Below are 25,446 nucleotides of genomic sequence, written 5' to 3' on the forward strand. Positions count from 1 at the left end.
TCGGTCCGCGTTTCAGCCCCTTCGTGGTAGTTCTGCTTCCCCGAAAAATTTCAACTCTGTTCGATTCTGCCTGAACCGGTTCGGAATGCCCCTGGGCTTCTGCAGGCTGTTTCAGGAGATTTCCATTAGCACATCATTTGAAGCGCTCGGCCTGCGTGCCGAGCTGGTCCGCTCTGTTGCCGACGAAGGTTACACGCAACCCACTCCGGTACAGGCGCAGGCCATTCCGGTCATTCTCGAAGGCCGCGATATTCTCGCCGGCGCGCAAACCGGAACCGGCAAGACGGCCGGATTTACGCTGCCGCTGTTGCAGTTGCTGACCGCCCGCACTACCGGCGGCGATTCTTCGCGGCGCCCGATTCGCGCGCTGATCCTGACGCCCACCCGCGAGCTGGCGGCGCAGGTCGAAGACAGCGTGCGCGGCTACGGCCGCCACCTGCGCATGAAATCGACCACGGTTTTCGGCGGCGTCAGCATGCACCAGCAGATCGGCGCCCTGCGCCGTGGCGTGGACATCCTGGTCGCAACGCCGGGAAGACTGCTCGACCATCTGCAAAGCCGCACCGTGGATCTTTCGCGAGTCGAAATCCTGGTGCTGGACGAGGCCGACCGCATGCTCGACATGGGGTTCATCCGTGACATTCGCCGTATCCTGATTGCGCTGCCGTCGAAACGGCAGAACCTGTTCTTCTCCGCGACTTTTTCGAAGGAAATTCGCGGCCTCGCGGATTCCTTCCTGCAATCGCCGGTGGAAGTCGCCGTGGCGAAAAGCACGGAAACCGCCGATCTGATTTCCCAGGTCGTGCACCCGGTGGACAAGGATCGCAAGCGCGCCGCGCTGGCGCACCTGATCAATGCGGGCGACTGGCGCCAGGTGCTGGTGTTCGCCCGCACCAAGCATGGCGCGAACCGGCTAGCCGAGCAGCTGGACAAGGACGGCATCAGTGCCGACGCCATCCACGGCAACAAGAGCCAGAGCCAGCGTACGCGGGCCCTGGCCCAGTTCAAGCTCGGTAAGGTGCGCGTGCTGGTCGCGACCGACATCGCGGCACGCGGGCTCGACATCGAGCAACTGCCGCATGTGGTCAACTACGAGTTGCCCAATGTGCCGGAAGATTATATTCATCGTATCGGCCGTACCGGTCGTGCCGGCAGTTCTGGGCAGGCCGTGTCGCTGGTATGCTCGGAGGAAGGCGACTTCCTGCGGGACATCGAACGCATGCTCAGGCGCAGCATCGAGCGCGTGGTGATCGAGGGATTTCAGCCCACTGGAGCGCCGCTCAGAACGGACGGAGATGCTGTCGCATCGCGCCAGCGCCGCCCGCAGCAACGGCAACAAGCAGGCAGACCGCGCTCGCAGGGGCAGGGCGCCCGCACTACTGGCAGCGGCGATGGGCGTCGCAGCCAGGGAGCCGGTGGTGGTGGCCAGGGCCGTAGCACCGATAATCGACAGCGCAGCGGAAACAGTGCGCGCCGTGGCGATTCGCAACCGCGCCAGAACGGCAATCGTTCGATCTCGTCATTGCTGGGTGGAAACCGCTGATAGACACTATAAAGGACACTTTAATGAATATTTTCGTCGGCAACTTGTCGCAGGAAGTGACCGAAACCGACCTCGCGGAGTTGTTCAAGCAGTTCGGCCAGGTGAAGTCGACCGAAGTAAAGCGCGACCTTTTTTCGGGCGTAACCAAGGGCTTCGGTTTTGTCGAAATGCCCGGAAAAAATCACTCGCTGGCGGCGATCGCCAGCCTCGATGGCAAGGATTTCAAGGGACAGCCGCTACGCGTGAATGAAGCGCGGGAATTTCCAGCAAGAGGAAGAAGGCGGTAAAGCAGGACTGAGTGAAAGAAAAAACAACCAAGGGCCGCTATGCGGCCCTTTTTTTTTGGATCATCGGGGTTTTATACGGGTGTCGAAAGCGCCTCGATAAGCAAGACCATTTCACCACGAAGCCACGAAGAAAGACGAAGCGAGAAACTCGAAGCAATCATTGGTACTGCTTCAGTATTCGTATTCTCGCCTGAAGTCGGGGAACGCGGCGTTTTGGGAATCGCCACTCCTCATTTTTCGATGCCTTTCTTCCTGCCGATTTTCTTCGTGTCTTCGTGCCTTCGTGGTGCATTGCCTCATTCAGGCGCTCAATTACCGGTTGCCGTTTCCCTGCTACCCACACGAATGTCTGTAGGACCTTTTATTGAGGCTTGCCCCGTTACCCGTCTCCTGGCATACGTGCCTGCGTTTGCCGAGTTTGTCGCTTGATAAATTATGATGGCAGACGACTCCGCCTGGTTCGCTACCCAGCACCGGGCTTTGCTTCTAGAATTCACCATCCGGCGCCGCTGCCCAAGGCCCACCCGATGCCATGATGACATGAAGAAAAGTGCCAATGTCCGCAAGTTGCTTGCGCTGCGGGTGATCCCGGTTCTCAGGCTTCGCTCCCGGCGGGATGCCGAAACCGCGATCGATTGCCTGATCGAAGCCGGTTTCCGAACCGTCGAGCTGACGCTGACGACCCCGGGCGCGATCGAGCTGATCGGGTCACTGCGCCGGAGCAGCAACGCGGATTTCCTGGTCGGTGCCGGGACGGTCCTCGACCTTGGCAGTGCCCAGGCCTGTCTCGACGCGGGCGCCGACTATCTCGTCTCGCCCTGCCTGGTGCCGGGGATGGCGGCGCTGGCCAATGACGCGGGACGCCTGGCGCTGACCGGCGGTTTCACGCCGGCCGAAGTGCTGGCCGCATGGCGCGAAGGCGCAACCGTCGTCAAAGTCTTTCCCGCTTCCACCGGCGGACCCTCCCACCTCGGCGCGTTGCACGCGGTTTATCCGGATATTCCCCTGTGTCCGACCGGCGGCGTGTCGTCTTCGAATATGCTCGACTATTTCAAGGCCGGAGCGGCGGTAGTCGGCATCGGCAACAATGTCATCGATCAGAAGGCGCTGGCGGCGGGCGATCGCAGCGGGGTCATCGCACACGCACGCGGATTTCTCGAAATCGCGGCGACGGCGCCCGTGTGACTGTGCCCGATATCGACGTCGTCTCGCTCGGCGAACCGCTCTACGAGTTCAGCCAAATTCCGCAGGCTCCCGGCAGGTATCTGCAGGGTTTCGGCGGCGACACCATGAACTGCGCGATCGCGGCCACGCGCCTGGGCGCGCGCGTCGCGTATATCACCCGGCTCGGCGATGACGAGTTCGGCCGCCAGTTTCTCCGGCTTTGGCGCGACGAAGGACTCGACACTTCGGGTGTTGCAATCGATCCCGAAGCGCACACGGCGGTGTATTTCATTACGCACGGCGCGACGGGGCATGTGTTCAGCTATCTGCGCAAAGGTTCGGCGGCGAGCCGTCTGAGTGCGGCCGACCTGCCGCTCGAATTAATAGAGCGCGCGAGGTATTTCCATACTTCGGGGATCAGCCAGGCGATCAGCGAAAACGCGTGCGACGCGGTATGCGCCGCGATCGAAGCCGCGAAAAGTGCGGGTGTGGCGTTCGTCTACGATTCCAATCTGAGGTTGCGGCTGTGGCCGCTCGCGCGAGCCAGGGAAGTGATCACGGCTACGCTGGCGCAAGCCGATTACTTCCTGCTGAGCATGGAAGATGCCGAAGCGCTGTGCGGCCTGCGCGATGCCGATGCGATCGTCGACTGGTGCCATCGTGCGGGTGCGGGGGTCGTGACGCTCAAGCTCGGCGCGGGTGGCGTCATCGGCAGCGATTCGACGAGACGCGAGCGCATCGAGGGCTACAAGGTGGACTGTGTGGATGCGACCGGAGCCGGAGACTGTTTCGCCGGCGCACTGCTGGCGCGCATGTCTGCGGGGGATGATTTCTGGCAGGCACTGCGCTATGCCAATGCAGCGGCAGCGCTGACGACGACGGGATACGGCGCCGTCGCACCCTTACCCAGGCCTGAGGCGGTGCGGCAACTGATGAATCGCGGCTGACGCCAGTCCGGGTTTGCCCGCGCTGAAGTCGGGCTTTCGTTCAGCGTTTCCTGCGTGCGACGATCAGCACGATCAGCAGCACCACACCGCTGACCATCATAATATCCAGCAACGACATCCACGACCTCCCTTGTTGTCGAAACGTGTTGCGCCATGCCGGGATCGGACGTCTGGATTGTACCGGGAATAGAGCGGGGTGAAAGAGGAAGCTTCACAGGGGCGTTTACACCCATACCAAGCTTCGCAGGGGTGTTTACACCCGGACCAAGCTTCACAGGGGTATCACGGTATTTCTAGTCCCGGTTCTTTTCCCCATCATTGGTATATTCGTATTGCACGACCTTCTTGTCTTTTACGTAGCGTTGCGAAGCCGTATTGAATTCCGCAAAATGGCGCGACTTCAGGTGGAAATCGAAGGCCGCCCGGTCCTTGTAGATTTCGTACAGCACGATGTGATCGGGCGCGCCTTTTTCGATCAGGACGTCGAAGCGATCGCAGCCGGGCTCCTCGTTGAGCGACTTGTGGGCGTTTTCCTTGATCAGGATGAGGAAGGGCTCGAGCGTGCCGGCATGCAGATAAAAATCAACGGTGATGACGAAGCGGGCCATGGATGCGGTGAACGGTGAATGATGAATGGCGAATGGTAAATCCTAAATCGCGTGCAGTGAAGACGGAACGAGTCAAACGCCGCGACTTTGCGTACGTGACAGGAGCAGCGCGCGCTCTGTTTGCCGCTTATGACAGGCGCAACCACGAATAATATCAATAAGGTGGGCGGGCAGACCCATGGCCCGGGCGAAAGCCCGGCGCGGGATCACTCGCGGATTTCATAGCGACGCATGAAGCGCCGGTCGATCCAGTTTTTCCATCGCCAGACCCAGTCGCCCTGCAGTGCCAGATCGCCGCGCGAGGCGATGGCATGGCGATCGCCGGTGGTGATCAAAGCCAATGCATGGCGCTGCGGCTGCCACGCGACGGGTGGCAGGTCTTGCAAGGCGCGTCGCAGGTTGTGCTCGAGCGGCGGTCCGGCGCGCACGGCGAATACGCCGGATTTTGGCCGCGGATGGTTTCTCATCGTGGCGATATCGCCGGCGGCAAACACGCCCGGATGCGAGACCGACTGCAGCTCATCGTTCACCAGGATGAAGCCGCGGTCGTCGGTGGCCAGTCCGACCGAGCGGGGCCACAGCGATGGCGAGGCACCGGTGGCCCACGCGATCAGTTCGGTCGCAATCGCCGCACCGTCGTGCAATTGCAATCGCCCCCGATCCACGCGCTCGACCCAGCTGTTGAGCCGCAGTCTGACCCCGCGAGCTTCCAGCACGCGTTTCAGGATCGCGCGTGCAGACGCATTGTGGCCGGGGAGGAGATCGGGGCCGTCGCCGACGAGCTCGAATTCCGGCCGCAGGGTGGGCGCGATCTCGCGCAACCGATGTTGCATCGACAACAGCACTTCGGCTCCTGCAGCACCCGCGCCCACCATGGCGATATGGCGGGGCGCACGGCCGGCCGCCGCCATGCGGCAGACCTCCTCCCATTCCGCCATGAAGCGATCTATCGGTCTGACCGCCAGTGCGTGCTCGATCGCACCCGGCGTTTCCAGCGCGGGCGAGCGGTTGCCGATATCCACGGACACGAGGTCGAACGGCAGGGTCTGCCCGTTCTCGCAAAATACCAGGCGCGCGTCCGGATTGATGCCGTTGCAAGACGTCTGCAACCAGCGGCAGCGGGCGAAGCGGGCCAGCCGCGCCAGGTCGATGTGACAATCGTTTCGCGTGTAGTGTCCGGCTATCCAGCCGGGCAACATGCCGGAATAAGGCGTATCCGGGTGCGGACTCACCAGGACGAGTTCCGCGCGCGCCGGCGGCTGCACGCCGAAGCGGCGCAACACTTCCACGTGAGCGTGTCCGCCGCCGATCAATACAAGGCGCTTCATCGGTCTTCGACCGATTTCAGAAAACGGATATCGCCATAGAAGGCGACAGCGGACTCGCCGGTATTGTCGGTATCGGTGGCCACGGCTACTCCGGTTACCTGAGGCGGATCTTCGCCGAAGGCGGCACGGAAATCGTCGACGATATTGCGCCTCACTGTGACCCACTGGTTCAGATGCGCTTCACCGCTTTCGGCAACGATGATCCGTACGCGGTCGGTGTAGGGACTCCACGTGGCCGCACCCTTGATGGACTTGCCGTCCCACACGTAGCACAGCACCGCGAGCGGAACATCTTCGCCGAAGAGCGCGCGCGCGACCCGGATTTTCGCGCGCGTGGCAAACGGCAGCCGGGCGATGTCGTAATCGAATAGCACGTAGAACCGTGCCGGGAAATCATCGCCGGCCTTGGTGGCGATGTTCGATTTTCGCAGCAAGTGGGCGATCTTCCAGCGCCATTCGACGACCGGATGGTCGCGCGGATCGAAATGCAGCGGGTGCATCACGCTCGCCATCGAGGCGTCGGCATCGGCGCGCAGCACGGTCTTGTCCGCGTCGAGCACCAGCGAGTAACGCGTCGGCTTCTTGATCTTCGCCAGCGTGACGAGCTTCCAGGGGGCCGGCAGCGGATCGCCGGATTTCGCGGAAGAGAAGCGCACGATCGCGGCTTGCTCGTTTGCCGCATCGACGCAAGTCAGGCTGCCCGCGACCGCGAGTACCACAACCGCGATGCGACGGCTCAAGATTGACCGCCCGGTTCTGCGTTCGCAATCCAGCCTTCGCGCACCAGCCGTTGATAGTCTTCCGGGCGATCCAGATCCCAGTGAGTCGGCAGTTCGTGCCAGCGCCAGCCGAGATTGCGCAGGCGTTGACGGGTCTCCTCCATGACGATGTCGGTCCCCCAGGTCATCGCGTCGAACAACGCCGGCATCGCGTGCGTCAGGCCGATCAGCGTGTAGCCGCCGTCCTCCGCCGGGCAGAACACGGCGTGGCGGCCATCGCGAAGCGCGCGCACGGCGGTCCACAGGTCCGCCGCGGTCAGGGAGGGGCAGTCGCTGCCCGTGAGTAGCACGTGCCGCGAACGGCCGAGCGCATTCTCGAAGGCATCGAGCATGCGCATGCCGAGATCGCCCTTGCATTGCGGATGCAGTTCGGCCTTGAAACGCTCGTGACAGGCGTGGAAGAAAGCATCGTCGGTCGAAGGCGTGCACCACAGTTCGACGGGACCGATTCCCGATTCATGAGCCACCGCCAGCGCGTGTTCTGTCAGCGCGCGGTGCAGCGCCGCCGCGCCGTGTGCGCCGAGCAGCGGGATCAGCCGAGTCTTGACATTGCCGGGAACCGGCGCGCGCGCGAATATCAGGAGGCTGCTTTCATTTCTCGCGGCCATGGTAGCGTTCAGCAAGACGGCGGGGTTCGGATCCGAGGAAATAAGCGAGTCGCAGCCGCCACATCAATAGAATGGTGCGCCATATCCCGTTCTTTTCCCATCGCCGGGATGAAGCGACCAGGGTGACCGAGAGACAAAGAGGCGGGCCGGATTTCCGGAGTTGCCCGCTGAACGCCACGTCTTCCATCAGCTCGATTTCGGGAAAACCGCCGCTCTGCTCGAACACCGTACGTTCGACAAACAATGCCTGATCACCGGTGCAGATGCCCGTCAGGCGCGAACGCAGGTTCATTGCGCGTTCGACGACCCGCAGCATAATGGCCGCGCCGGAGAGCCGCACGTCGAAGCGGCCCCAGCGCCGCCGTGAAGAGGCGAGGCCGTTCAGGATCGAATGATCGGCATGTTCGGGAAGCGTGCAATCCGCATGCAGAAACAACAGGACGTCGCCAGCGCAAACGGCTGCGCCTGCATTCATCTGCGACGCAGGGCCGCGCCGGGCGGAAATGACCCGGTCCACCAGCGGGGTGGCCGCGGCCACGGTCCCGTCACGGCTGCCGCCGTCGGCGAGAATCAACTCGACCCCGCGCTCGCGCAGCCGCTGCAGCGGCTGGAGAAACGAAACAATGCCCGGCGCCTCGTTCAGCGTCGGTACGACGATGGAAAGGCTCGCCGGTTTGACCTCACGCCTCACGCCTTTCGCCTCACGCCTCACTTCTTGTCGTTCAGCGCCCAGTCGTAATCCAGGAATTCGAGTTTGGCTTTCCGGTCGCGGATCGTCTGCTGGACCTTCGGTTCGTCGGCGAGCTTGTCGGCGTACCGCGCCAACCAGGCCTCCACCGATCCCGACCGCGCCGCGAAATCCTTGCCGTACCAATCGAAAATCTTTGACATTTCGAGCCTGCCGCCCTGGTCGTTGAAACGGTTGCGTGAGCGGTCGGAGAGAAAACGCACGACGCTGTCTTCGAACTGCGCGTCCAGCTTGTCCGCGACGTAAGCCTCGTCGCGCAGCGCCGGGCAGCCGATCGAAGCGCAATTCAGCGCCATATGAATGCGGGCTTCGTCGAAGCTGCCTGGCGCGCGGATCATGCCTTGCTCGATATCGTCGAGGCCGTGCTCCTTGCCGAGCAGGGTGAAGAACTTCTTCTTCCACGGACTTCTGATCAGCGAACCGAGATCCTTGATCGATTTCACCTCCGGGTATCCGGTCAGGATAAGCTCGACGGTGAACGCGTTATAGGCGTTGATCAGGAAAGCGAGCTTCTGCGATTTGCTCCAGCCGTCGTAATCCGCCTGGTTCACCGAGGAGACGCCGCCCAGATAGGCCTTGAGCGCCTGGCGATCGGCCTGAAAACCCTTGTAGTCGACCTGGGACGCATGCCCTCCGGGCAGCCAGACGACATGTTTTTTTGTCAGGGCGTCCCATTGCGCATGCGAGTGGTCGAATGCATGCGCAGGAAAAAAAGGAATCAGCGAAAGCAGCGTCACGAATAGAAATTTGCGGATCATGATTTAGTATTTTCCCTAGCCCCTAGCCCCTAGCCCCTAGCCCCTAGCCCCTCGCGCTATCCTCGCATCCAGGCATGATAGCGCTCCACCCACTTCAGCAGCCCCTGCGGCGCGTGTGCGCGTTTCCAGTTGCCGGCGACGTACTTGTTGGCCTCGGCCATCGTCGGGTAGATATGGATGGTGCCGAGCACTTTGTTCAGGCCGATGCCGTGGCGCATTGCCATGATGTATTCGGCAATCAGGTCGCCGGCATGTTCCCCGACGATGGTCACGCCCAGGATCTTGTCCTTTCCCGGCACGGTCAACACTTTGACCAGCCCGTGCGCCTCCGAATCGGCGATCGCGCGATCCAGATCGTCGATGCCATAAGTCGTCACCTCGTAAGCGATGTTTTTCTCCCGCGCTTCGGTTTCGTTGAGACCGACGCGGGCGACTTCCGGTTCGGTGAAGGTCGCCCAGGGAATGACGCTGTAGTCGGCCCGGAATTTCCTTAAGCCTCCGAACAGCGCGTTGACTGCCGCATACCAAGCCTGATGTGACGCGGTATGGGTGAACTGATACGGCCCGGCCACGTCGCCGCAGGCATAGATGTTCGGATAAATGGTCTGCAGAAAATCGTTGGTTTCGACGGTGCGTTGTTTGGTGACGGGAATGCCGAGTTCTTCCAGGCCGTAGCCCGCGGTATTGGCGACACGGCCCACCGCGACCAGCACCGCGTCGAAGGCGATGCGAATCTCCCGGCCTTCGTGTTCGCAGACTAGGATTTTCTCGCCGTTCTCGACCAGGAATTGCCTGGCCTTGTGCTCGAGCTTCACGTCCACGCCTTCGGCGCGAAAGCGTGCCAATACCATTTCGGAAATCTCCGGGTCCTCGCGAATCATGATCCGCGGCAGCATTTCCACTTGCGTGACTGTCGAGCCGAAGCGGGCGAACGCCTGCGTCAGTTCGCAGCCGATCGGCCCGCCGCCGAGAACCACCAGCCGGGCCGGGAGCCGGCGCAGATTCCATACGGTATCCGACGTGAAGTAGCCGGCCTGCTCGATGCCGGCGATGGGCGGCACGAACGGGCGCGCACCGGCGGCGATGACGATCGCCCGCGTGGTCAACACGTTTCCGTTTACCCGCACTTCCCACGGCGACAGGATTTTCGCTTCGCCCTGGATGCACTCCACGCCCAGGCCGGTATAGCGCTCCGCGGAATCGTGCGGTTCGACCTCGCCGATCACGCGCTGCACCCGCTCCATCACGTCGGCGAATTCGTAATCGGCCCTGGCCTCGCGCATGCCGAATTCCGCCGCGCGTTTGACGTGCGACAGGAATTTGGCCGATCGGATCAGTGCCTTCGACGGCACGCAGCCGGTATTCAGGCAATCGCCGCCCATGCGGTGCATCTCTATCAGGGTGACCTTGGCTTTCACCGCGGCCGCAATGTAGGAAGACACCAGGCCTGCGGATCCGGCGCCGATCACGATGACGTTGCAATCGAAGCGGCGCGGACGCCGGAAGCGTGCGTAAACCTTGCGCGCCTTCACGAGTTCGAGGACTTTCTTCGCGATCAGCGGAAAAAGGCCGAGCAGAGTAAAGGATGCGAGCAGGGTCGGCGACAGGATTCCTGAAAGGCGATCGATCTTGGCGATCTCGGTGCCGGCATTGACGTAGACAATGGTGCCCGCCAGCATGCCGAGTTGGCTGATCCAGTAGAAGGTCGGGATCCGGATCGGCGTCAATCCCATGACCAGGTTGATGACGAAAAACGGGAAGGCCGGAACCAGCCGCAGCGTAAACAGGTAGAAGGCGCCGTCCTTCTCGATGCCGGCGTTGATCGCCCTGAGCTTGTCGCCGAATTTTGCCTGTACCGAATCCTTCAGCACAAAGCGCGAAGCCAGGAATGACAGCGTCGCGCCGATGCTGGAAGCGAAGGACACGATGATCGTGCCCCACAGCAGTCCGAATATGGCCCCCGCGGCGAGCGTCATGATGGTGGCTCCGGGAAGGGACAGGCCGGTTACCGCCACGTAGACCAGAAAGAACGCCGCCACGGTTTGCAGTGGATTGCTCCCGTAATACGCGTCGATCGCGGCCTGCTGAGATTTAAGATAGCCCAGGCTGAAGTACTGCCCCAGGTCGAACACGAAATACGCGGCCACCAGCACCGCGATCAGCACGACTAACAGCCATCTGCCTTTAGTCACCGCAGGTCCTCCGTTGCCTGTTTCCGAGCGCTTGGTCGATCGTGAAGGCCGGACCTGACACGATTCGGCGGAAATAGGAAGAATGCGCCGGCGATCCCTCCGGCCAGTCGGCCAGAAAATTTCTCAACCACAGGGCGTGGTCGTAGTCGAGCCTCAGCGCATCGATGAATGCGCCGTCGATGCGGCTGCCGTAGAGCGTCCGTCCAGCCGGTGCCGGCGTGAGACCAATACGGGTGATGACGCCGTATTGCGCACCGGAAAAATTGGGCATGCCGGCCGCTCCATTGTTTATCACCGCTGCCGTCCCACCGGGAAGATCGAATTCGTGTAATGCCGGAAGACAGGTATGGCTGCAGGCGAAGACGCGCACGTTTGCGCGCCGGAACCAGTCGCCGAATTTCGAATGGTTGCGCTCGTCGGCAAGCGCGTCGTGGGCGAATCCCCAGCCGGCGAGCGACTCCGCGTCGCCGTGCACGACGCCAACGCTGATGCCGCCGACTTCCACCGTCATTTGCATTGGCAGTTGCAGCAGCCGTTCTGCGATGTCGGGAACATCCCGCGCCGTGCGCCGCAACCGTTCGATGATCCGATTGGAAAATTCGACTTCCGCGTCGGCGACGTCATCGGGGTAGGCGCAGCCGCAGCCGGCACCGGCATCGTCGCCGGCGATTTCGGTCTCGACGTTGCCGCGCAACGCAAGGTGTTCGAGCACGGTCTCGTTGATCTGCCGGAATCCGCCGGGGTCGACATTGAACCAGTTGAAATCGCCGTTGAACACGAACTGCGGCGACATGGACTCGCGGCTCGCAAGTGCCCGCAAGGCCGAGAGCGCCGGAAGGTTGCCGTACAGGCCGCCGATCACGTACAGGGTATCCGCGTGGATTACAGGCGCGCGGTCGAGCGCTTCCGGCGCATAGCGGTAGTGCAGCGGGCAACTGCGTCCCGGCGACAGGGTGCTCGCGGAGCGCGCCCCGGATTGGATATCAGCCGGATTCATCCGGGGATGGCTGCGCGTTTACGCAGCCACAACGGCAGCAGGAAGCCGGCGAAACACAGGATCAGGCCGTAGAGATTGGTTCCCAGCAGCAGCGCGTACTTGCCGCCGCCGATGGCCCAGGAATTGGGTATCCAGCCCAGCGTAAACAGCACGCCGAGCACGATCCCGGTCCAGAACGACAGGTGAAAGGAAAGCGGCGAATAGCGGGTGAAGCCAGCCAGCAGGAACACCGGCGCGAGGCCCATGACCATGGTGCCGCTGACGGTCGTGGCCTTGAGGATGTCGGTGCCGGCGATCATGGGCAGGTTGCCGATGACCGCGAACACGACCATGGTCCATGCGCCGATGCGGACCACGTTCGCACCGGGCATGCGTCCGCGCAACATCGGTAGTTCCTGCGCCACCAGCTTGGACAGCGATGCGAACGTGGAATCCACGGTCGATCCGCCGGCAACGATCATCACCACGGTCATGACGAAAGTGGCGGCGATACCGAAGCCCTGGGCGACCGCCGCCGGCACGTTGTCGGTGTGCGGCAGACCTTCGAGGCGCGCATGCACGCCGACCAGGCTGAAGGCGAGGATGCAGAGGAAGCCGATCGTGCCGGACCAGATGAAAGCCTTGAGCATCGGCTTTTCTTGCGTGATGAAGCCACGATCGGTGAGCACCGGGTCATGGAACGGATAGGAAAGCACTTGCAGGAGTGCGACCAGCAGCAGATCCACGCCCGCGTTCATGCGAAAGTCCCCATTCGAGAGCAAGGCGGACGGGCCGTGGCTGGGCAGCACGTAGAACAGGACGATGCCGAGAAACAGTATGAATACTGCGGATTGCAGCACGTCGGTGATGATCGAACTGCGCAATCCGCCCTTGACGGCGTAAAGCAGGGTGACCGCGGTAAACAGCAACGCGGAGCCGATGAACGCCGCGCTTCCCGGCGGCCCGAAGTAGCCGCCGACCACGGCGGTGTTGCTCCAGACTTCGTTGTACAGGCGGATCAGAATTGCGAGCGTAAAGGCGATGGCGGCTGCGCGGCCATACTTGCCGACCAGAAAGGCGACCAGTCCGGTGGCACCGTGGTGTGTGCGCAGGCGGTAGATGACCCATCCGGCGAGCGGGATCGACAACCAGTAGGCGGCATAGGCCAGTCCGCCCACCACGCCGTACGCCGCGCCGAGGTTGGCCGCATTGGTGACCGACTTGGCGAATATCCAACTGATAAAAATGCTCGCGGTGAGCATCCACTGGGACGCGGCGCGCCCAGCGTTGTCGGTGCCGCGGAAAAAACTGGTGATGCCGACAGCGGTCGGTGTCATGGCGTACATGACTCCACCGTAAAGCAGCAGCACACCCCAGAAATAAATGCCGAAGTTCGCGTCGAGCGTCATGAACCTGGTCCCCGAATGCGTGATTTATGAGTTCAGCGCGCCGCCGCAGGAGGAGCCCTGTCCCGCGGTGCAGCCGAAGCAATGGTCGCGCACGACGATCGGATTGCCTTCGAGGTCCTTGCCGATGAGATCGGCGAGATGGACGCGCGGCTTGCCCGCCACGTGCAGGGGCAGGCCGAGCATCTGGTTGAAGTCGCAGTCGTAAACATAGCCTTTCCAGTCCACGGAAAGCAGGGAGCGGCACATGACGGCGTCGAGGTTTTCTGCCTGGTAGGCGTCCTTCAGCAGCCGCATATAGCCGTTGAACTGGCCCTTGGATATCAGCGTGCTGCCGAAGCGCTGGATCGGCATGTTGGTCAGCGTAAAAAGCCGGTTGAATTCGATCCCATAGCCGCCGCCCAGATGGCGGCGGTATTCGATTTCCAGCTTCGCCTGCGAAGGTGGCAGCGACGGCCCCTGCGGGTTGTACACGAGGTCGAGCGTCATGCCGGTTTCCGGCTTGCCGTAGCCCAGGGCATTGAGGCGCCGCAAGGCGCGGATGCTGATTTCGAACACGCCGTCACCGCGCTGGCGGTCGACATTGTCTTCGAGATAACACGGCATCGAAGCCACCACCTTGACCTCGTTCGAAGCGAGAAACCGGGCGAGATCCTCGAAGCCGGGTTCCTCGAGGATGGTCAGGTTGCAGCGGTCGATGACCTCGATCCCGAGCCGGCGGGCCTCCGTTACCAGAGTGCGGAAGTGCGGATTGAGTTCGGGTGCGCCGCCGGTGATGTCGAGCGTGCACGTGACGGAGCCGCTCAGGAAGCGGATCACGGTGTCCACGGTTTCCAGATCCATCATTTCGGTGCGCTTGGGGCCGGCATTCACGTGGCAATGCACGCAGCTCTGGTTGCATTTGTAACCGAGGTTGACCTGAAGCGTCTCCAGCCGCCTGCGATCAATGGCCGGAAATTGGAACTCGTTCATCAGGGGCAGCGTTGCGTGCATGTCGGCAGGGTCCTCTCTTAAATATCCATTAAGATCTATTCTTTTTGCTTCTGATCGGCGGGCAGCGGGCTCGGCCTGTATTCTGGCAGGCCCGGGCTGATTTTTATACGGAAAATTCCCTCTTTCGGATGCAATGGCAGGTTGCCGGCGGGGGCACTGGAACATGCATGCGCGCTGCAGCGTGGACGCCTCCATGAATTCCCCATCCGATTGGCGCAGCGTCCTCCGGACCATGCCACTGCACGAGCGTGTTGCGAGCAACGCACAAGGCCTCAAAGCTTAACCTGCATGAATTGAAAGGTGTATTCCCCGCAATCACGTCGGTTTTCTTGCTTTGCGGAACGATGCGATGATCGACCGCTCAAATCAGCGACAGACCGGCCCGCAAATCTTGCTAGGATAGTCCACCGCACTCTTCGTGCCGCTGCGTCAAACGCGGCGGCACGCTGTTTCCGACCGAACGAGGTGATCAATGAGCCGTGCCTTCGTCAAGGAAGACAACGAGGCCCTCACAGGCGAGGAGTTGCCGGAACGTCCGGTCAGTTCCGGGCCGAACTATGTGACCCAGGCCGGTTTCGAAGGTCTGCGCGCGCGAGTCGACCAGCTTCACGCCGAACACGCGCAGTTGAAGCGCGCCGCGGAGGACTTCGACCGTCCCAGGCTGACCCAGATCGACCGCGACCTGCGCTACTACCAGGCGAAACTGGAGTCTGCGATCCCCGTCGACCTTGCGGCACAGCCGCGCGATGAAGTGCGTTTCGGTGCCAGTGTGAAAGCCGAAGACGAAAATGGCGCCACGCATACTTTCACCATCGTCGGAGAAGACGAGGCCGACGTCGTTCACGGCAAAGTCAGCTGGCAGTCGCCGCTCGCAACGGCGCTGACGGGTGCCAAAGTCGGCGATACGGTGACCTGGGACCGGCCGGCTGGCGAAACCACGCTGGAAGTGCTCGACATCAGGTATCCAGATCGGAGGGAGTAGCGTCTGCGTTTTTTCGATCCGCCGAGCCGGGGCGGGACCGAGTCGGCGTGGAACAAAGGAGAAAAGCATGAGTGAGTTTTCCCGTCGGGACGCCCTCAAGGTGATCGGTGCGACCGCGATTTCGACTGCCACCGGGAGTCTGCTGAGCTCACCATCCGCGCAGGCTGCCGATCTAAGCTACAAACCTGAAGCAGGAGCGGAATTGCGCGTGTTGCGCTGGAAGCGCTTCGTGCAGGGCGACGAGGATCAGTGGGCGGCCAATACCCAGAAATTCACGCAACTGACCGGCGTGACTGTGCGAGTGGACGCCGAGAATTTCGAAGACATCCGTCCCAAGGCGGCGGTGGCCGCCAACATCGGCAGCGGGCCGGACATCGTGATCGGCTGGTACGACGATCCGCACCAGTACGCCGACAAGCTCCTCGATCTTTCGGAACTTGCGGCCTACCTCGACGGCAAATACGGCGGCTGGTACGACGTCGCCAAACGCTTCTGCATGCGCGACGGCAAGTGGATCGCCATCGGCCTGGGTTTCCTCGGCGGCTGCCTGGTCTATCGCGAAAGTGCGGTCAGGGCTGCCGGTTACGAGAAGGTACCCAATACCACCGACGGTTTCCTGAAGTTGTGCCAAGCCCTGAAGGCGAAGGGAACTCCGGTTGGCTTTGCGCTGGGCAATGCGGTCGGCGATGCCAACGCCTGGACCCACTGGGCGCTGTGGGCCCACGGCGGAAAGATGGTGAACGAAAACAATCGCGTCGTCATCAACTCGAAGGAAACGGCTGCCGCGCTGGAGTATGCGGTGGCGCTGTACCAGACCTTCATTCCCGGAACGCTTTCATGGCTCGATCCGAACAACAACAAGGCCTTCCTGTCCGGCGACATCAGCCTGACGCTGAACGGGGTGTCGATCTATTACGCGGTGAAGACGTCGAAAGAACCCGGCGTGCAAAAGCTCCTTGCCGACATCCAACACGTGAACATGCCGATCGGACCGGTCGGCCATGCCGCCGAGCTCAATCCGTTCAGCCCGATGTTCGTCTTCAAATATACGAAGTATCCGAATGCGGCGAAGGAGTACCTGCGTTTCATGATGGAACGCAGCCAGTACGAGGCCTGGCAGTCGGCCTCGCTCGGTTATGTCCAGCAGCCGCTCAAGGCCTACGCCGATACGCCGGTGTGGAAGAGCGATCCGAAACTGTTGCCGTTCCGCAATGTGCCGGGACTGACGCGCGACAACGGTTACGCGGGCAAGCTCGGTTCCGCATCGGCGGGTACGATGGCCGACTACATCGTGGTCAACATGTTCGCGCAGGCGGCATCCGGTGCTTCCAGCATAAAATCCGCAATGGAACAGGCGGAGAGCCGCGCGAAGCGCTACTACCGTTAAACTGAATAACAAGAAGCCGCAGCGCATTCAGCACGAAGGATTCGTGTTAACCGAGTTTGAAGGATTCCTGTCGTGGGCTGAAGGGAGAGCCGGAGAAACATGCACGATCTGGTCATAGAAAACGCAACGATTTACGACGGCCTGGGCAGTGCGCCGCGACGCGGCAGCGTGGCGATCAAAGGCGATCGCATCGCCGAAGTCGGCGAGGTGAAAGGCGAAGCGCGCGAGCGCATCGACGCCGGCGGCCTGGCATTGATGCCGGGCATCATCGATACGCATACCCACTACGACGCGCAGATCACCTGGGACCCGTTTGCCAGCCCGTCTCCCGCGCTCGGCGTCACCACCGTGATCATGGGCAACTGCGGTTTTACCATCGCCCCTTGCCGTCCGGCGGACCGCGACCTGGTCATGCGCAATCTCACGCACGTCGAGGGCATGTCGCTCGATGCGCTGCGCACCGGCACCGACTGGGACTTCGAATCCTTCCCGCAATACCTCGACATGCTGGAGCGCAAAGGCGTCGGTCCGAATGCGGCGGTATTCGTCGGCCATTCGTCGGTGCGTACCTGGGTAATGCGCGACAGCGCGACGAAACGGTCCGCAACCGACGACGAAATAGCGCAGATGCGCGGCATCGTCAAAGAGGCCATGCAGGCGGGCGCGGTGGGATTTTCCACGACGCGTTCCGGCCAGCACAACGGCGAAGCCGGCGTGCCGATGCCGTCGCGCCTGGCCGACGAAAAGGAATTGATGTCCTTGTCGACCGCGCTCAAGGACGCCGGGCGCGGCGTGCTGATGATGACCAAGGATTCCAGAGCGACCACTATGACCTCGATCGAGGCCATTGCGCGCGAGTCCGAACGTCCCTACATCGTGGCGGCGCTCCTGCACAGCAACGAAACCCCCGAGGCGACGTTCGAAGACCTGGAAGCGATCGGACAGGCGCGCCGTCGCGGCGGCAGACTCTACGGCGCGGTGAGCCCGTGCCCGCTGAATTTCGAATTCACCATGCACGAGCCTTACGTATTCGAAGGTCTTGCATCGTGGCGGCCGGTCATGGAAGCCAAGGAGGCGGATGTGCCGTGCATTCTCGCCAGCAGGGAATTGCGCGACAACGTGAAGAAGGAACTGGCGGTGCGCGCACGGCGCATGTTCAACGGCCACTGGCACCAGATGTATGTGGCGCAGACGGCGAAGCCGGAAAACCGCCACATGGAGAGCCGATCCGTGCAGGAACTCGCCGGAGAAGCCGGCAAGCATCCGTTCGACTTCGCGCTCGACCTCGCACTCGAAGAAAACCTCGACACGATGTTCACCGCCACGCTGCTCAATTCCGACGACGACGCGGTCGGCCGCATGATGCTGGATCCGAACAGCCTGATCTCGCTGTCCGACGCTGGCGCCCATCTGACTTTCCTGTGCGATGCCGGCTTCGGCCTGCACCTGCTGGGCTACTGGGTGCGCGAGCGCAAGCTCATGCCGTTGCAGGAAGCGATACGCAAGATCACTTCCGAGCCGACGCAGATCTTTGGCATCAAGGAACGCGGTTCGATCAAGACGGGCATGCATGCCGACCTGTTCCTGTTCGATCCGCGGACGGTTGGACGCAAACGCGCGGAGCGCGTGTTCGACCTTCCCGCCGGTGCTTCGCGCCTCACCACGCCGGCCACCGGCGTGCACGGCGTCTGGATCAATGGCAGGAAAATCGCTGACGCGCAGGGCATTCGCGCCGACGCGCCGAAGGCTGGCAAAGTGCTTCGCGACTTCGCCTCGTAAATTTTCACCGCTTAACCCTTCACCGCAAAGGCGCAAAGGCGCAAAGGGAACGCAGAGAAGAACTCTGAATTTTGTGTCGAGGGGTTCGTGATGGTGTTCGAAGGGACGCAACAGCGAAAAGCAGCGTACCCAATCGACATAAGGCGGGTCGGCGCAGATACTACGGCAATTGGCATCCAGCCGATCGCCCGGACGGTCCGCAAGCTTCGGGGGGGTTCCGGAAGGAACGGGAATCGATTCAGGGCGGCTGGCATAGACTCCGGGGATCGCGAAATGAACAACATCGGTGACTTGAATTACTCCTTATTTTTTATGCACCTTCCAGGTGTCTTTTTAGGCACCTCGGAGGTGTCGACTTCTAGTTCGGCGTACAGGAGGGAGAAGGCCACTGACAGCCAACGGTTTTGAAAGGCGCGAAGGGCCGGAGCCTAATGGGGTGCCGCCGCTGGGCCTGGTCGGCTCTGCTGCGCTGTTTCGGGGCGGGCGCTCTGCTGCTGTTCCTGACAACGCGGGTAGCCGTCCCGGCGTTCGTCTCCGCTACCGGAGCGGAGACTGTCCTGATGTGGTTCTTGGCCGCAAGCATCGTCCTTTTTGGCCCTGTCCTCCTCGCCGCTGCCCTGCTGTTGCATCGAGAACGGGGTCCAGGAAGGCAGGGTTCGTTGGGGGCGCGGCTGTGGCTTCGCCCGATGAATGGCGGCGACTGGCTCTGGGCTGTCGGAGGGCTGGCTGCCATCGGCGTGCTGACCGGCGGCATCGGCGCCGTGCTCCGGATGCTGCAAGAGGAGAAGAATCTGCATCCTTCGTTCATGGTGTTCGAGCCGCTCGGTTCCGGCCGGTACTGGATTCTCGGCGCGTGGCTCCCGTTTTTTGTGCTGAACATCGTTGGGGAAGAGTTCGTCTGGCGGGGTGTCGCGCTGCCGCGGCAAGAGGTTGCCTTCGGGGGGCGGGCTTGGCTGGTCAACGGAATCCTGTGGTTGCTGTTCCACGCCGCCTTCCCCTGGCAGGTCCTGTTTACCCTGGTGCCGATCACGTTGATCCTGCCCTACGTTGTCCAGCGGCGGCGCAGCACATTGGCCGGGCTCGTTATCCACACCGGGTTCGGAGCGATGGGCTTCCTGGTCCTAGCATTCGGGCTCGCCTGAGAGTCCTCATAGCGCCGAACCAGGCGCTGCAGCAGACGGCGGGGCATGATTCGTTTCTGGGACCCACTGCTCACCGGTGCCCCGCTGCTGCTGAGCTTTATCGTTAGGAGCCACATGAACAAGTGGGTTCTCACAGCAATGCTTGGAACATCAATGGCAGGTTGTTCGTCGCCAACGCAAAGGATCTGCGATGAGAATTGCGCCAAAGTAAAGCATGCTGTAGTTGTAATCGGAGCAACTATGATCGCGTGTGGCAAAGCATTTCCGAAGGATGAAGATAAATTTATTGACACCTTCTTTGATTGGCGTGTTACGAAGCTACCAATCCCAGGTTTGAAGGAAGCGCTAGAACCCAATGGCACTGAGTTTAATCAAGCGATTCGAGAGGTCGGAAAGGACTTTCAAAAAAGTCCTCGCTTTGAGTGGGAAGTTCAGTGCGCCGGTTTGGCAAAACGCTTACAGCAACAAGACAAAATGTTACCCGCCGACCTGCTGGCACCATATGAAGGTCGCTCCTAACAAAACGCTGCCGCCGACTGGACAGCTGCGTAGCCCAGTGGCTGAGCGTTGACGTTGGGCGTCGGGCAATCCATGAAATCGCTAACGGATTTGGCCAAGTCCTCGACTGACCCGGGAGACCCTGAACTTTTTCTTTGGTGCCAGGGTATTTACCACGCCGCTGCAAGCTTGACCATGCCGGTCGAGAATCCCGCCGCAAAGCCATTGTTTGCCGACGGCGACAAGACATACTCCTTCGCGGACATTCCAATAAACCGCGGCATGCTGGCTGTCATGAAGGAGTTACGGGAACGCGGTCTGACCGAAGAACAGAAAATGGCAATGAGTTGGCGCCTTATGCATTTCGGCGACATCTTCAAGCATCAGAATAAACTGCAAGCCTTCATCAAGAAGGGCCAAAACCCCGGAGAGCTGCAAGTCTCTGAGGCGCTTATTAAGGCATGCGCAACCGCACGAATCGTCACCTCAAAGAAGAAGGCCCGGTTTGACATCGACGATGTGGCACGCATTGCTCAGGAGTTGACCGCTGCGGAGGAGGAAGGGAAATCGGCATGAACCGCCGCCCAACGCTTTGGTGGAAAGGACGTGCCGAAGCGGTCGTCCCAATCGAAACTATCGCGCTGGCTCGCCTTTCACCACGACGTTGCGGTTTAGCGAGACACTGGGCGCCAACGAAATGCTGACATTGACCAGGGTGGAGATTGCAGAGCATCAGCTTGAACGAGCCCTCCAACTCTTTCTCGACGAAAAGGACTACGTTTGCGCAATAACCCTTGCAGGTGCAAGCGAGGAAATATTGGGGAAGCTCTTGGAAAAGGAGGGCAAGGAGCATGCTCTGGGAAGCTTCATCACAGCATGTGTCGCCACTGGAAAGGTTGTTTACAACGAAAATTGGTCGCAAAAACTGTTCGCGGACATGGCGAATTCTTTTCGAAATGATCTCAAGCATTACACGAACGAAAGGTCAGTAACCATTCCGCGTGAAGCAGCGGTCGAGATTCTGGACAGAGCAATCGAAAATTTCTGGGCTCTTGCAAGTCGCGAAACCCCAAACATGCGTCGTTTCATGGAGGAGGCGCATGGCGTGTAACCGCATAACCTGTGGCTGGTTCGGACGGGCCATCAGCGCCGTGCGGTTATCAAACGCCGCGCGGGCACGCCGCACAGCACGGCGTTATGCCTCATGATCATCCGCATGCAAGCACTTGAACTCAAGATTCCACCGCCAGCGGTTACGGTCCTGATCGCAGGCGCCATGTGGGGAATCTCTTTGGTTGCCCCGGTGCTTGAAGTGCCCGCGTTCATTCGTGTAGCCGCGGCGGTGACAATCGCTCTGGCTGGTGGTGGCTTCAGCCTCGCAGGTGTCATCTCGTTCCGGCGCGCGAGAACGACTGTCAACCCAATGAAGCCGGAAACGACGTCTTCGTTAGTTTGCTCGGGCATTTACGGCGTTACTCGAAATCCCATGTACGTTGGTCTTCTCTTCATTCTCGTCGCATGGGCAGTATTTCTGTCTTCCGCCTGGGCGTTGCTTGGGCCGTTGGCTTTTGTGCTCTACATAAACCGGTTCCAAATCGCACCCGAAGAAAGAGTGCTTTCAGCCATGTTCGCTACTGGCTACTCCGCCTACAAATCAAGCGTTCGCCGGTGGCTGTGAGGCATAACCCTTTGTTGCTGCGGACGGGCCGCCGGCATCGCGCCAGATCAGCGGTCGTCGTGGCCCGCCACAGAACAACACGTTGAGCGCCATGTTCAGGCTCATCCATTTAGGCGTCATCGAGAGAGTCCGCATAACCTATGCCAAAGAATAGAACGCTAAAGGTTGTCGCCGGCATCGTCGTTTCGTTTACTGGTCTCGTTGGCACGATTATTCTTCTGTTGGAAACGAAAACAATAAGCTTCGAGATGGCGATGCTAATGCTTGTTGCGTTGTTGGGGATGTACATCGGATTCGGAATTTTAATTGCAGTCTATCGCTTAATTGGTAAGCTGGAATGAGCGTCCTACCGGCACCGCACGACCGAGCTGAAGCCCCCCAAAACCTGTTTTGGACGTGGATTAAGCCGAGATGTAATTGACCGTGTAAAGTGAAGCCCTACCCCCTTTGATGTTCGTGCCACCACACTTTCATCTGGAGAAAAAAGTGGGTAAGTATCCGATCAAGAAAATCCGCACCTTGGCGCTGGTCGGCCAGGCGGGCAGCGGCAAGACCGCACTCGCCGACGCGCTGCTCGCGCGCGCTGCTTCCGTCTCGCCGAATGGCGGCAACGAGCACGGCAACAGCACCTGCGACTACCTGCCGATCGAGAAGCGGCTCCACCACTCGCTCAAGCTCGCAGTGGCGAGCTTCGAGACGCAGGACACTCGCATCCATCTGCTCGATACCCCGGGTTACCCGGATTTCCTGGGCCATGCCCTGCCGGCGCTTGCGGCCGTCGAGACCGCCGCAATCGTCATCAATGCCCAGAACGGCATCGAACTGATGACCGCGCGCATGATGCAGTGGGCGGCACGCCAGGGTCTGGACCGCATCATCATCGTCAACAAGATCGACACCGAGAATGTCGACCTCGAAGGCCTGCTCAAGACCATCCAGTCCACGTTCGGCAAGCAGTGCCTGCCGATCAACCTGCCGGCCGATCATGCCACGCGCGTGTCGGACTGCTTTTTCGCGCCGGGCGGCGAATCGGATTTTTCCTCGGTTGAGCAGGCGCACCGCCAGCTGGTGGACCAGGTCGTCGAAGTGGACGAAAAGCTGATGGGGCTCTACCTGGATAAAGGCGAGGTCGCCCCGGAACAATTGCATGAGCCGCTTGAGCGCGCCCTGCGGGACGGCAGCCTGATTCCGGTGATGTTCACCTCGGCCAGAAGCGGCGCCGGTATCGCGGAGCTGGTCGATGTGATCGTGAAACTCCTGCCCAACCCCACCGAGGGCAACCCGCCCGTCTACCTCAGCACCGCCACGGACCGGACGACAAGGGAAGTGATGGCGGTTCCGGACCCGGGCCGGCACGTTCTCGCCCACGTCTTCAAGATCGAGATTGATCCCTTTGTCGGACGTATCGCGGTGTTCCGCGTCCACCAGGGGCGCGTGACTCCCAATACCCTGTTGTATATCGGCGACGGCAGGAAGCCATTCAAGCCCGGGCATCTGTGGATCCTGCGCGGCAAGCGGCAGATCGCCACCGACGAGGCGGTCCCAGGGGACATCTGCGCGGTGTCGAAGATGGACGAAATCTGCTTCAACCACGTTCTGCACGACGCCGCAGAGGACGCCCATATCCATGCGCGGCCGCTCGATCTACCGGCTTCTATTTTCGGACTCACGCTGCTGCCGAAAAAGCGCAGCGATGAACAAAAGCTTTCCGATGTACTGCACCGCTTCGTCGCCGAGGATCCCTGTTTTCGCGTCGAGCAAAACGCGCAGGCGAACGAAACGGTGATCCGCGGACTGGGCGAGATGCACTTGAAAACGCTGCTCGATCGCATGACCGAACAGCACAAGCTGGAGCTGGACACCAAACCGCCCAGCATCCCGTTCCGCGAGACCATTTCGAGCAAGGCGGAGGGGCACGCCCGGCACAAGAAGCAGACTGGCGGCGCGGGGCAGTTCGGCGAGGCGTTCCTGCGGGTGCAGCCGCTGCCGCGCGGCGCGGGATTCGAGTTCGTGAACGAAGTGAAGGGCGGCGTGATTCCCTCGGTCTACATCCCGGCCGTCGAGAACGGCGTGCGCATGGTGCTCGACTCGGGGTTCATTGCCGGCTTCCCGATGCAGGACCTGCGGGTGACCGTATATGACGGCAAGAGCCATTCGGTGGATTCGAAGGAAGTCGCGTTCGTCGCCGCCGGCCGCAAGGCTTTCCTCGACGCGCTCACCAAGGCCCGCCCGATCGTGCTCGAACCGATCGTCGACGTCGAGATCGTCACCCCCGAGGCGAACGTCGGCGATCTCACCGGGGATCTCAATTCCCGTCGCGCGCAAGTGCGCGGCACCGGATCACCCCGGCCCGGCGTGATATCGATCACCGCCCAGGCGCCGCTCTCCGAGATGGAAAGTTTTCCGTCGCGGTTGAAGTCGCTCACCGCCGGCCACGGCTCCTACACGCTGGAATTCAGCCACTATGCTCCGGCGCCGGCTCAACTGCAGGAAAGGCTGGCTGCCGCACACAAGCCTCGGCAGGAGGACGCATGAATCTCATGCCGGCGTGCGGTGACTGTTGCGAGGCCTCGAGCGGGATTCGCATTCGGGTTTTCTTTGCCCGGCCGCACTTGGAACTTCAGTATATGTTTGCCTCCTCCGCCCGCGCAATCAAACGACTGACGCGGGGACTGAGAGGCCTTGCTCCCTGGCGCCGGCCCTCATTGTCACTTCACATTCCGTTTGCGCCCCTGACAGGGTGCGCGCGCGAGCGTCGCAGGCACTTGACCACCGCAAGTCTGCCCACTGTCTCGGAGGTGACGGGCAACAGTTGTTCGGAAAGAACAACGGGAAGAAACTTCGAGCTGGTATCGATCGTCTTGTAGCGGGCCATCTTGGCATCGACTCCCACAAATTCTCGATGCCACGACCTTGCGGCACATGCATGACAGGAGCAATATCACAGCTGCTTTTTCTACACCGTCGTTAGATGGCAGCCTGGAACCGCTGTGCCTGATTGAAGGTCACATGCGATGCACTTCGAGATTGTCGGCGACATCACGCACATCGAGACCTTCGCGGTCGGTTCCTCAATTCGAGAGATCGCCCGTCTGCGAAAGCTCTATGGCCGGGGCAGGTGGCGCAAGCGGAAGGGTCTTGCCCGGATCAAGCTCGAAGACGGCACGGTTATTCTGGCCGAGGTACACTGGTACGAGGCGACCGGAATTGGTCGTCGCGAATTCAAGATCAAGCGCTACATCGACTGATACGCCATGGCGACTACTGCGAAGAAGTTCGTGATTTGCCTGAAAAACAAGGGCTACGAAGCGTCGCTCGAGCCCCTGAAGATCTACCGGACCATCTCCGACCGAGTTGCTGAGAAGCACAAGCAGATTCGTGTCATCGACGAGTCTGGCGAAGACTATCTCTTCCCAGCTAGCTATTTCAAGTCGATTGAGCTTCCCCAGCCAATTCGCCGGGCAGTACTGGCAGCCATCTAACCCCGCAGGGAAGTCACATGGGTAGGCCTTGCATTTTGCCTCCTCCGCCCGCGCAATCAAACGACTGACGCGGGAGACCGAGAGGCCGGGTTCCCTGGCGATGGAATCAAAGGGACTCGATTGATTGTTCGCGCCGACGCGCCGAAGGCGGGGAAGGTATT

Annotated in this window: 25 protein-coding genes; 15 read left to right on the forward strand and 10 right to left on the reverse strand. The window is 61.1% G+C overall.

The genetic code is table 11. The annotated features are described in order from the left end of the window. Positions 1-85: 85 nt before the first annotated feature. The 4 genes from HY067_04965 to HY067_04980 all read left to right on the forward strand — a co-directional run bounded on the left by HY067_04965 (position 86) and on the right by HY067_04980 (position 3,941). Positions 86-1,543 (forward strand): DEAD/DEAH box helicase, encoded by a 1,458-nt coding sequence (locus HY067_04965; protein ID MBI3527302.1) that lies wholly within the window; start codon positions 86-88, stop codon positions 1,541-1,543. A gap of 23 nt (positions 1,544-1,566) precedes the next feature. Continuing rightward, positions 1,567-1,830: an RNA-binding protein gene (locus tag HY067_04970; GenBank protein MBI3527303.1), complete on the forward strand. Its 264-nt coding sequence runs from the start codon at positions 1,567-1,569 to the stop codon at positions 1,828-1,830. A 540-nt stretch (positions 1,831-2,370) separates the two neighbouring features. Further along, positions 2,371-3,015: a bifunctional 4-hydroxy-2-oxoglutarate aldolase/2-dehydro-3-deoxy-phosphogluconate aldolase gene (locus HY067_04975; GenBank protein MBI3527304.1), complete on the forward strand. Its 645-nt coding sequence runs from the start codon at positions 2,371-2,373 to the stop codon at positions 3,013-3,015. Between the two features lie 2 nt (positions 3,016-3,017). Continuing rightward, positions 3,018-3,941: a sugar kinase gene (locus tag HY067_04980; protein ID MBI3527305.1), complete on the forward strand. Its 924-nt coding sequence runs from the start codon at positions 3,018-3,020 to the stop codon at positions 3,939-3,941. Between the two features lie 293 nt (positions 3,942-4,234). On the opposite strand, the gene HY067_04985 is transcribed toward HY067_04980, so the two are convergent. From HY067_04985 to arsS, 10 genes are all read right to left on the reverse strand, one after another. Further along, complete coding sequence (locus tag HY067_04985; protein ID MBI3527306.1) at positions 4,235-4,549, reverse strand: antibiotic biosynthesis monooxygenase; 315 nt, start codon at positions 4,547-4,549, stop codon at positions 4,235-4,237. Positions 4,550-4,755: 206 nt separating this feature from the next. Beyond that, positions 4,756-5,877: an FAD-dependent oxidoreductase gene (locus HY067_04990; protein ID MBI3527307.1), complete on the reverse strand. Its 1,122-nt coding sequence runs from the start codon at positions 5,875-5,877 to the stop codon at positions 4,756-4,758. Further along, positions 5,874-6,617: a DUF3047 domain-containing protein gene (locus HY067_04995; GenBank protein ID MBI3527308.1), complete on the reverse strand. Its 744-nt coding sequence runs from the start codon at positions 6,615-6,617 to the stop codon at positions 5,874-5,876. Before HY067_04995 ends, HY067_04990 begins: the two co-directional genes overlap by 4 nt. Further along, the gene (locus HY067_05000; protein ID MBI3527309.1) at positions 6,614-7,264 is read right to left on the reverse strand and encodes a TIGR04282 family arsenosugar biosynthesis glycosyltransferase; all 651 of its coding nucleotides are present in this window, start codon (positions 7,262-7,264) and stop codon (positions 6,614-6,616) included. The genes HY067_04995 and HY067_05000 overlap by 4 nt, the downstream gene beginning before the upstream one ends. Continuing rightward, complete coding sequence (locus tag HY067_05005; GenBank protein ID MBI3527310.1) at positions 7,248-7,955, reverse strand: TIGR04283 family arsenosugar biosynthesis glycosyltransferase; 708 nt, start codon at positions 7,953-7,955, stop codon at positions 7,248-7,250. The genes HY067_05000 and HY067_05005 overlap by 17 nt, the downstream gene beginning before the upstream one ends. A gap of 17 nt (positions 7,956-7,972) precedes the next feature. Then, positions 7,973-8,770, reverse strand: coding sequence for a DUF547 domain-containing protein (locus tag HY067_05010; GenBank protein ID MBI3527311.1), 798 nt, complete (start codon positions 8,768-8,770; stop codon positions 7,973-7,975). Between the two features lie 56 nt (positions 8,771-8,826). Further along, the gene (locus tag HY067_05015; GenBank protein ID MBI3527312.1) at positions 8,827-10,962 is read right to left on the reverse strand and encodes an FAD-dependent oxidoreductase; all 2,136 of its coding nucleotides are present in this window, start codon (positions 10,960-10,962) and stop codon (positions 8,827-8,829) included. Next, a complete protein-coding gene (locus tag HY067_05020) occupies positions 10,955-11,959 on the reverse strand; it encodes a hypothetical protein (protein ID MBI3527313.1) in 1,005 nt (334 codons plus the stop codon). The genes HY067_05015 and HY067_05020 overlap by 8 nt, the downstream gene beginning before the upstream one ends. Next, positions 11,956-13,347 (reverse strand): sodium:solute symporter, encoded by a 1,392-nt coding sequence (locus HY067_05025; protein MBI3527314.1) that lies wholly within the window; start codon positions 13,345-13,347, stop codon positions 11,956-11,958. The genes HY067_05020 and HY067_05025 overlap by 4 nt, the downstream gene beginning before the upstream one ends. A gap of 24 nt (positions 13,348-13,371) precedes the next feature. Next, positions 13,372-14,337 carry an arsenosugar biosynthesis radical SAM protein ArsS gene (gene arsS / locus HY067_05030; protein ID MBI3527315.1) on the reverse strand — a complete coding sequence of 322 codons (966 nt, stop codon included), beginning with the start codon at positions 14,335-14,337 and terminating at the stop codon, positions 13,372-13,374. Between the two features lie 472 nt (positions 14,338-14,809). On the opposite strand from arsS, the gene HY067_05035 reads away from it, so the two are divergent. The 11 genes from HY067_05035 (at position 14,810) to HY067_05085 (ending at position 25,285) form a co-directional block, all read left to right on the forward strand. After that, on the forward strand, positions 14,810-15,319 hold the full coding sequence (locus HY067_05035; GenBank protein ID MBI3527316.1) for a GreA/GreB family elongation factor: 510 nt from the start codon (positions 14,810-14,812) through the stop codon (positions 15,317-15,319). Between the two features lie 67 nt (positions 15,320-15,386). Then, positions 15,387-16,706: an extracellular solute-binding protein gene (locus HY067_05040; protein MBI3527317.1), complete on the forward strand. Its 1,320-nt coding sequence runs from the start codon at positions 15,387-15,389 to the stop codon at positions 16,704-16,706. A 99-nt stretch (positions 16,707-16,805) separates the two neighbouring features. Then, positions 16,806-18,485, forward strand: coding sequence for an amidohydrolase family protein (locus HY067_05045; protein MBI3527318.1), 1,680 nt, complete (start codon positions 16,806-16,808; stop codon positions 18,483-18,485). A 560-nt stretch (positions 18,486-19,045) separates the two neighbouring features. Next, a complete protein-coding gene (locus HY067_05050) occupies positions 19,046-19,627 on the forward strand; it encodes a CPBP family intramembrane metalloprotease (GenBank protein MBI3527319.1) in 582 nt (193 codons plus the stop codon). Between the two features lie 45 nt (positions 19,628-19,672). Further along, a complete protein-coding gene (locus tag HY067_05055) occupies positions 19,673-20,146 on the forward strand; it encodes a hypothetical protein (GenBank protein MBI3527320.1) in 474 nt (157 codons plus the stop codon). A gap of 168 nt (positions 20,147-20,314) precedes the next feature. Next, the gene (locus HY067_05060; protein ID MBI3527321.1) at positions 20,315-20,701 is read left to right on the forward strand and encodes a hypothetical protein; all 387 of its coding nucleotides are present in this window, start codon (positions 20,315-20,317) and stop codon (positions 20,699-20,701) included. A gap of 121 nt (positions 20,702-20,822) precedes the next feature. Further along, the gene (locus HY067_05065) at positions 20,823-21,236 is read left to right on the forward strand and encodes a hypothetical protein (GenBank protein MBI3527322.1); all 414 of its coding nucleotides are present in this window, start codon (positions 20,823-20,825) and stop codon (positions 21,234-21,236) included. A 105-nt stretch (positions 21,237-21,341) separates the two neighbouring features. Next, entirely contained in the window at positions 21,342-21,803 is a 462-nt protein-coding gene (locus HY067_05070) for an isoprenylcysteine carboxylmethyltransferase family protein (GenBank protein MBI3527323.1), read from the forward strand. A gap of 450 nt (positions 21,804-22,253) precedes the next feature. After that, entirely contained in the window at positions 22,254-24,338 is a 2,085-nt protein-coding gene (locus HY067_05075; GenBank protein ID MBI3527324.1) for an elongation factor G, read from the forward strand. Between the two features lie 479 nt (positions 24,339-24,817). Beyond that, positions 24,818-25,051, forward strand: a complete 234-nt coding sequence (locus HY067_05080) for a hypothetical protein (protein MBI3527325.1) — start codon at positions 24,818-24,820, stop codon at positions 25,049-25,051. Positions 25,052-25,057: 6 nt separating this feature from the next. After that, positions 25,058-25,285 (forward strand): hypothetical protein, encoded by a 228-nt coding sequence (locus HY067_05085; GenBank protein ID MBI3527326.1) that lies wholly within the window; start codon positions 25,058-25,060, stop codon positions 25,283-25,285. Positions 25,286-25,446 lie beyond the last annotated feature (161 nt).

Source organism: Betaproteobacteria bacterium, from assembly GCA_016194905.1.
Classification (GTDB): domain Bacteria; phylum Pseudomonadota; class Gammaproteobacteria; order Burkholderiales; family JACQAP01; genus JACQAP01.

Excerpts from the sequence above, each read along its gene's own strand:
- HY067_04965 (MBI3527302.1), top strand. The coding sequence starts at position 86 with ATGCCCCTGGGCTTCTGCAGGCTGTTTCAGGAGATTTCCATTAGCACA.
- HY067_04970 (MBI3527303.1), top strand. The coding sequence starts at position 1,567 with ATGAATATTTTCGTCGGCAACTTGTCGCAGGAAGTGACCGAAACCGAC.
- HY067_04975 (MBI3527304.1), top strand. The coding sequence starts at position 2,371 with ATGAAGAAAAGTGCCAATGTCCGCAAGTTGCTTGCGCTGCGGGTGATC.
- HY067_04985 (MBI3527306.1), bottom strand. The coding sequence starts at position 4,549 with ATGGCCCGCTTCGTCATCACCGTTGATTTTTATCTGCATGCCGGCACG.
- HY067_04990 (MBI3527307.1), bottom strand. The coding sequence starts at position 5,877 with ATGAAGCGCCTTGTATTGATCGGCGGCGGACACGCTCACGTGGAAGTG.
- HY067_05000 (MBI3527309.1), bottom strand. The coding sequence starts at position 7,264 with ATGGCCGCGAGAAATGAAAGCAGCCTCCTGATATTCGCGCGCGCGCCG.
- HY067_05010 (MBI3527311.1), bottom strand. The coding sequence starts at position 8,770 with ATGATCCGCAAATTTCTATTCGTGACGCTGCTTTCGCTGATTCCTTTT.
- HY067_05020 (MBI3527313.1), bottom strand. The coding sequence starts at position 11,959 with ATGAATCCGGCTGATATCCAATCCGGGGCGCGCTCCGCGAGCACCCTG.
- HY067_05025 (MBI3527314.1), bottom strand. The coding sequence starts at position 13,347 with ATGACGCTCGACGCGAACTTCGGCATTTATTTCTGGGGTGTGCTGCTG.
- arsS (MBI3527315.1), bottom strand. The coding sequence starts at position 14,337 with ATGCACGCAACGCTGCCCCTGATGAACGAGTTCCAATTTCCGGCCATT.
- HY067_05035 (MBI3527316.1), top strand. The coding sequence starts at position 14,810 with ATGAGCCGTGCCTTCGTCAAGGAAGACAACGAGGCCCTCACAGGCGAG.
- HY067_05040 (MBI3527317.1), top strand. The coding sequence starts at position 15,387 with ATGAGTGAGTTTTCCCGTCGGGACGCCCTCAAGGTGATCGGTGCGACC.
- HY067_05045 (MBI3527318.1), top strand. The coding sequence starts at position 16,806 with ATGCACGATCTGGTCATAGAAAACGCAACGATTTACGACGGCCTGGGC.
- HY067_05050 (MBI3527319.1), top strand. The coding sequence starts at position 19,046 with ATGTGGTTCTTGGCCGCAAGCATCGTCCTTTTTGGCCCTGTCCTCCTC.
- HY067_05055 (MBI3527320.1), top strand. The coding sequence starts at position 19,673 with ATGATTCGTTTCTGGGACCCACTGCTCACCGGTGCCCCGCTGCTGCTG.
- HY067_05065 (MBI3527322.1), top strand. The coding sequence starts at position 20,823 with ATGCTGACATTGACCAGGGTGGAGATTGCAGAGCATCAGCTTGAACGA.
- HY067_05070 (MBI3527323.1), top strand. The coding sequence starts at position 21,342 with ATGCAAGCACTTGAACTCAAGATTCCACCGCCAGCGGTTACGGTCCTG.
- HY067_05075 (MBI3527324.1), top strand. The coding sequence starts at position 22,254 with ATGTTCGTGCCACCACACTTTCATCTGGAGAAAAAAGTGGGTAAGTAT.
- HY067_05080 (MBI3527325.1), top strand. The coding sequence starts at position 24,818 with ATGCACTTCGAGATTGTCGGCGACATCACGCACATCGAGACCTTCGCG.
- HY067_05085 (MBI3527326.1), top strand. The coding sequence starts at position 25,058 with ATGGCGACTACTGCGAAGAAGTTCGTGATTTGCCTGAAAAACAAGGGC.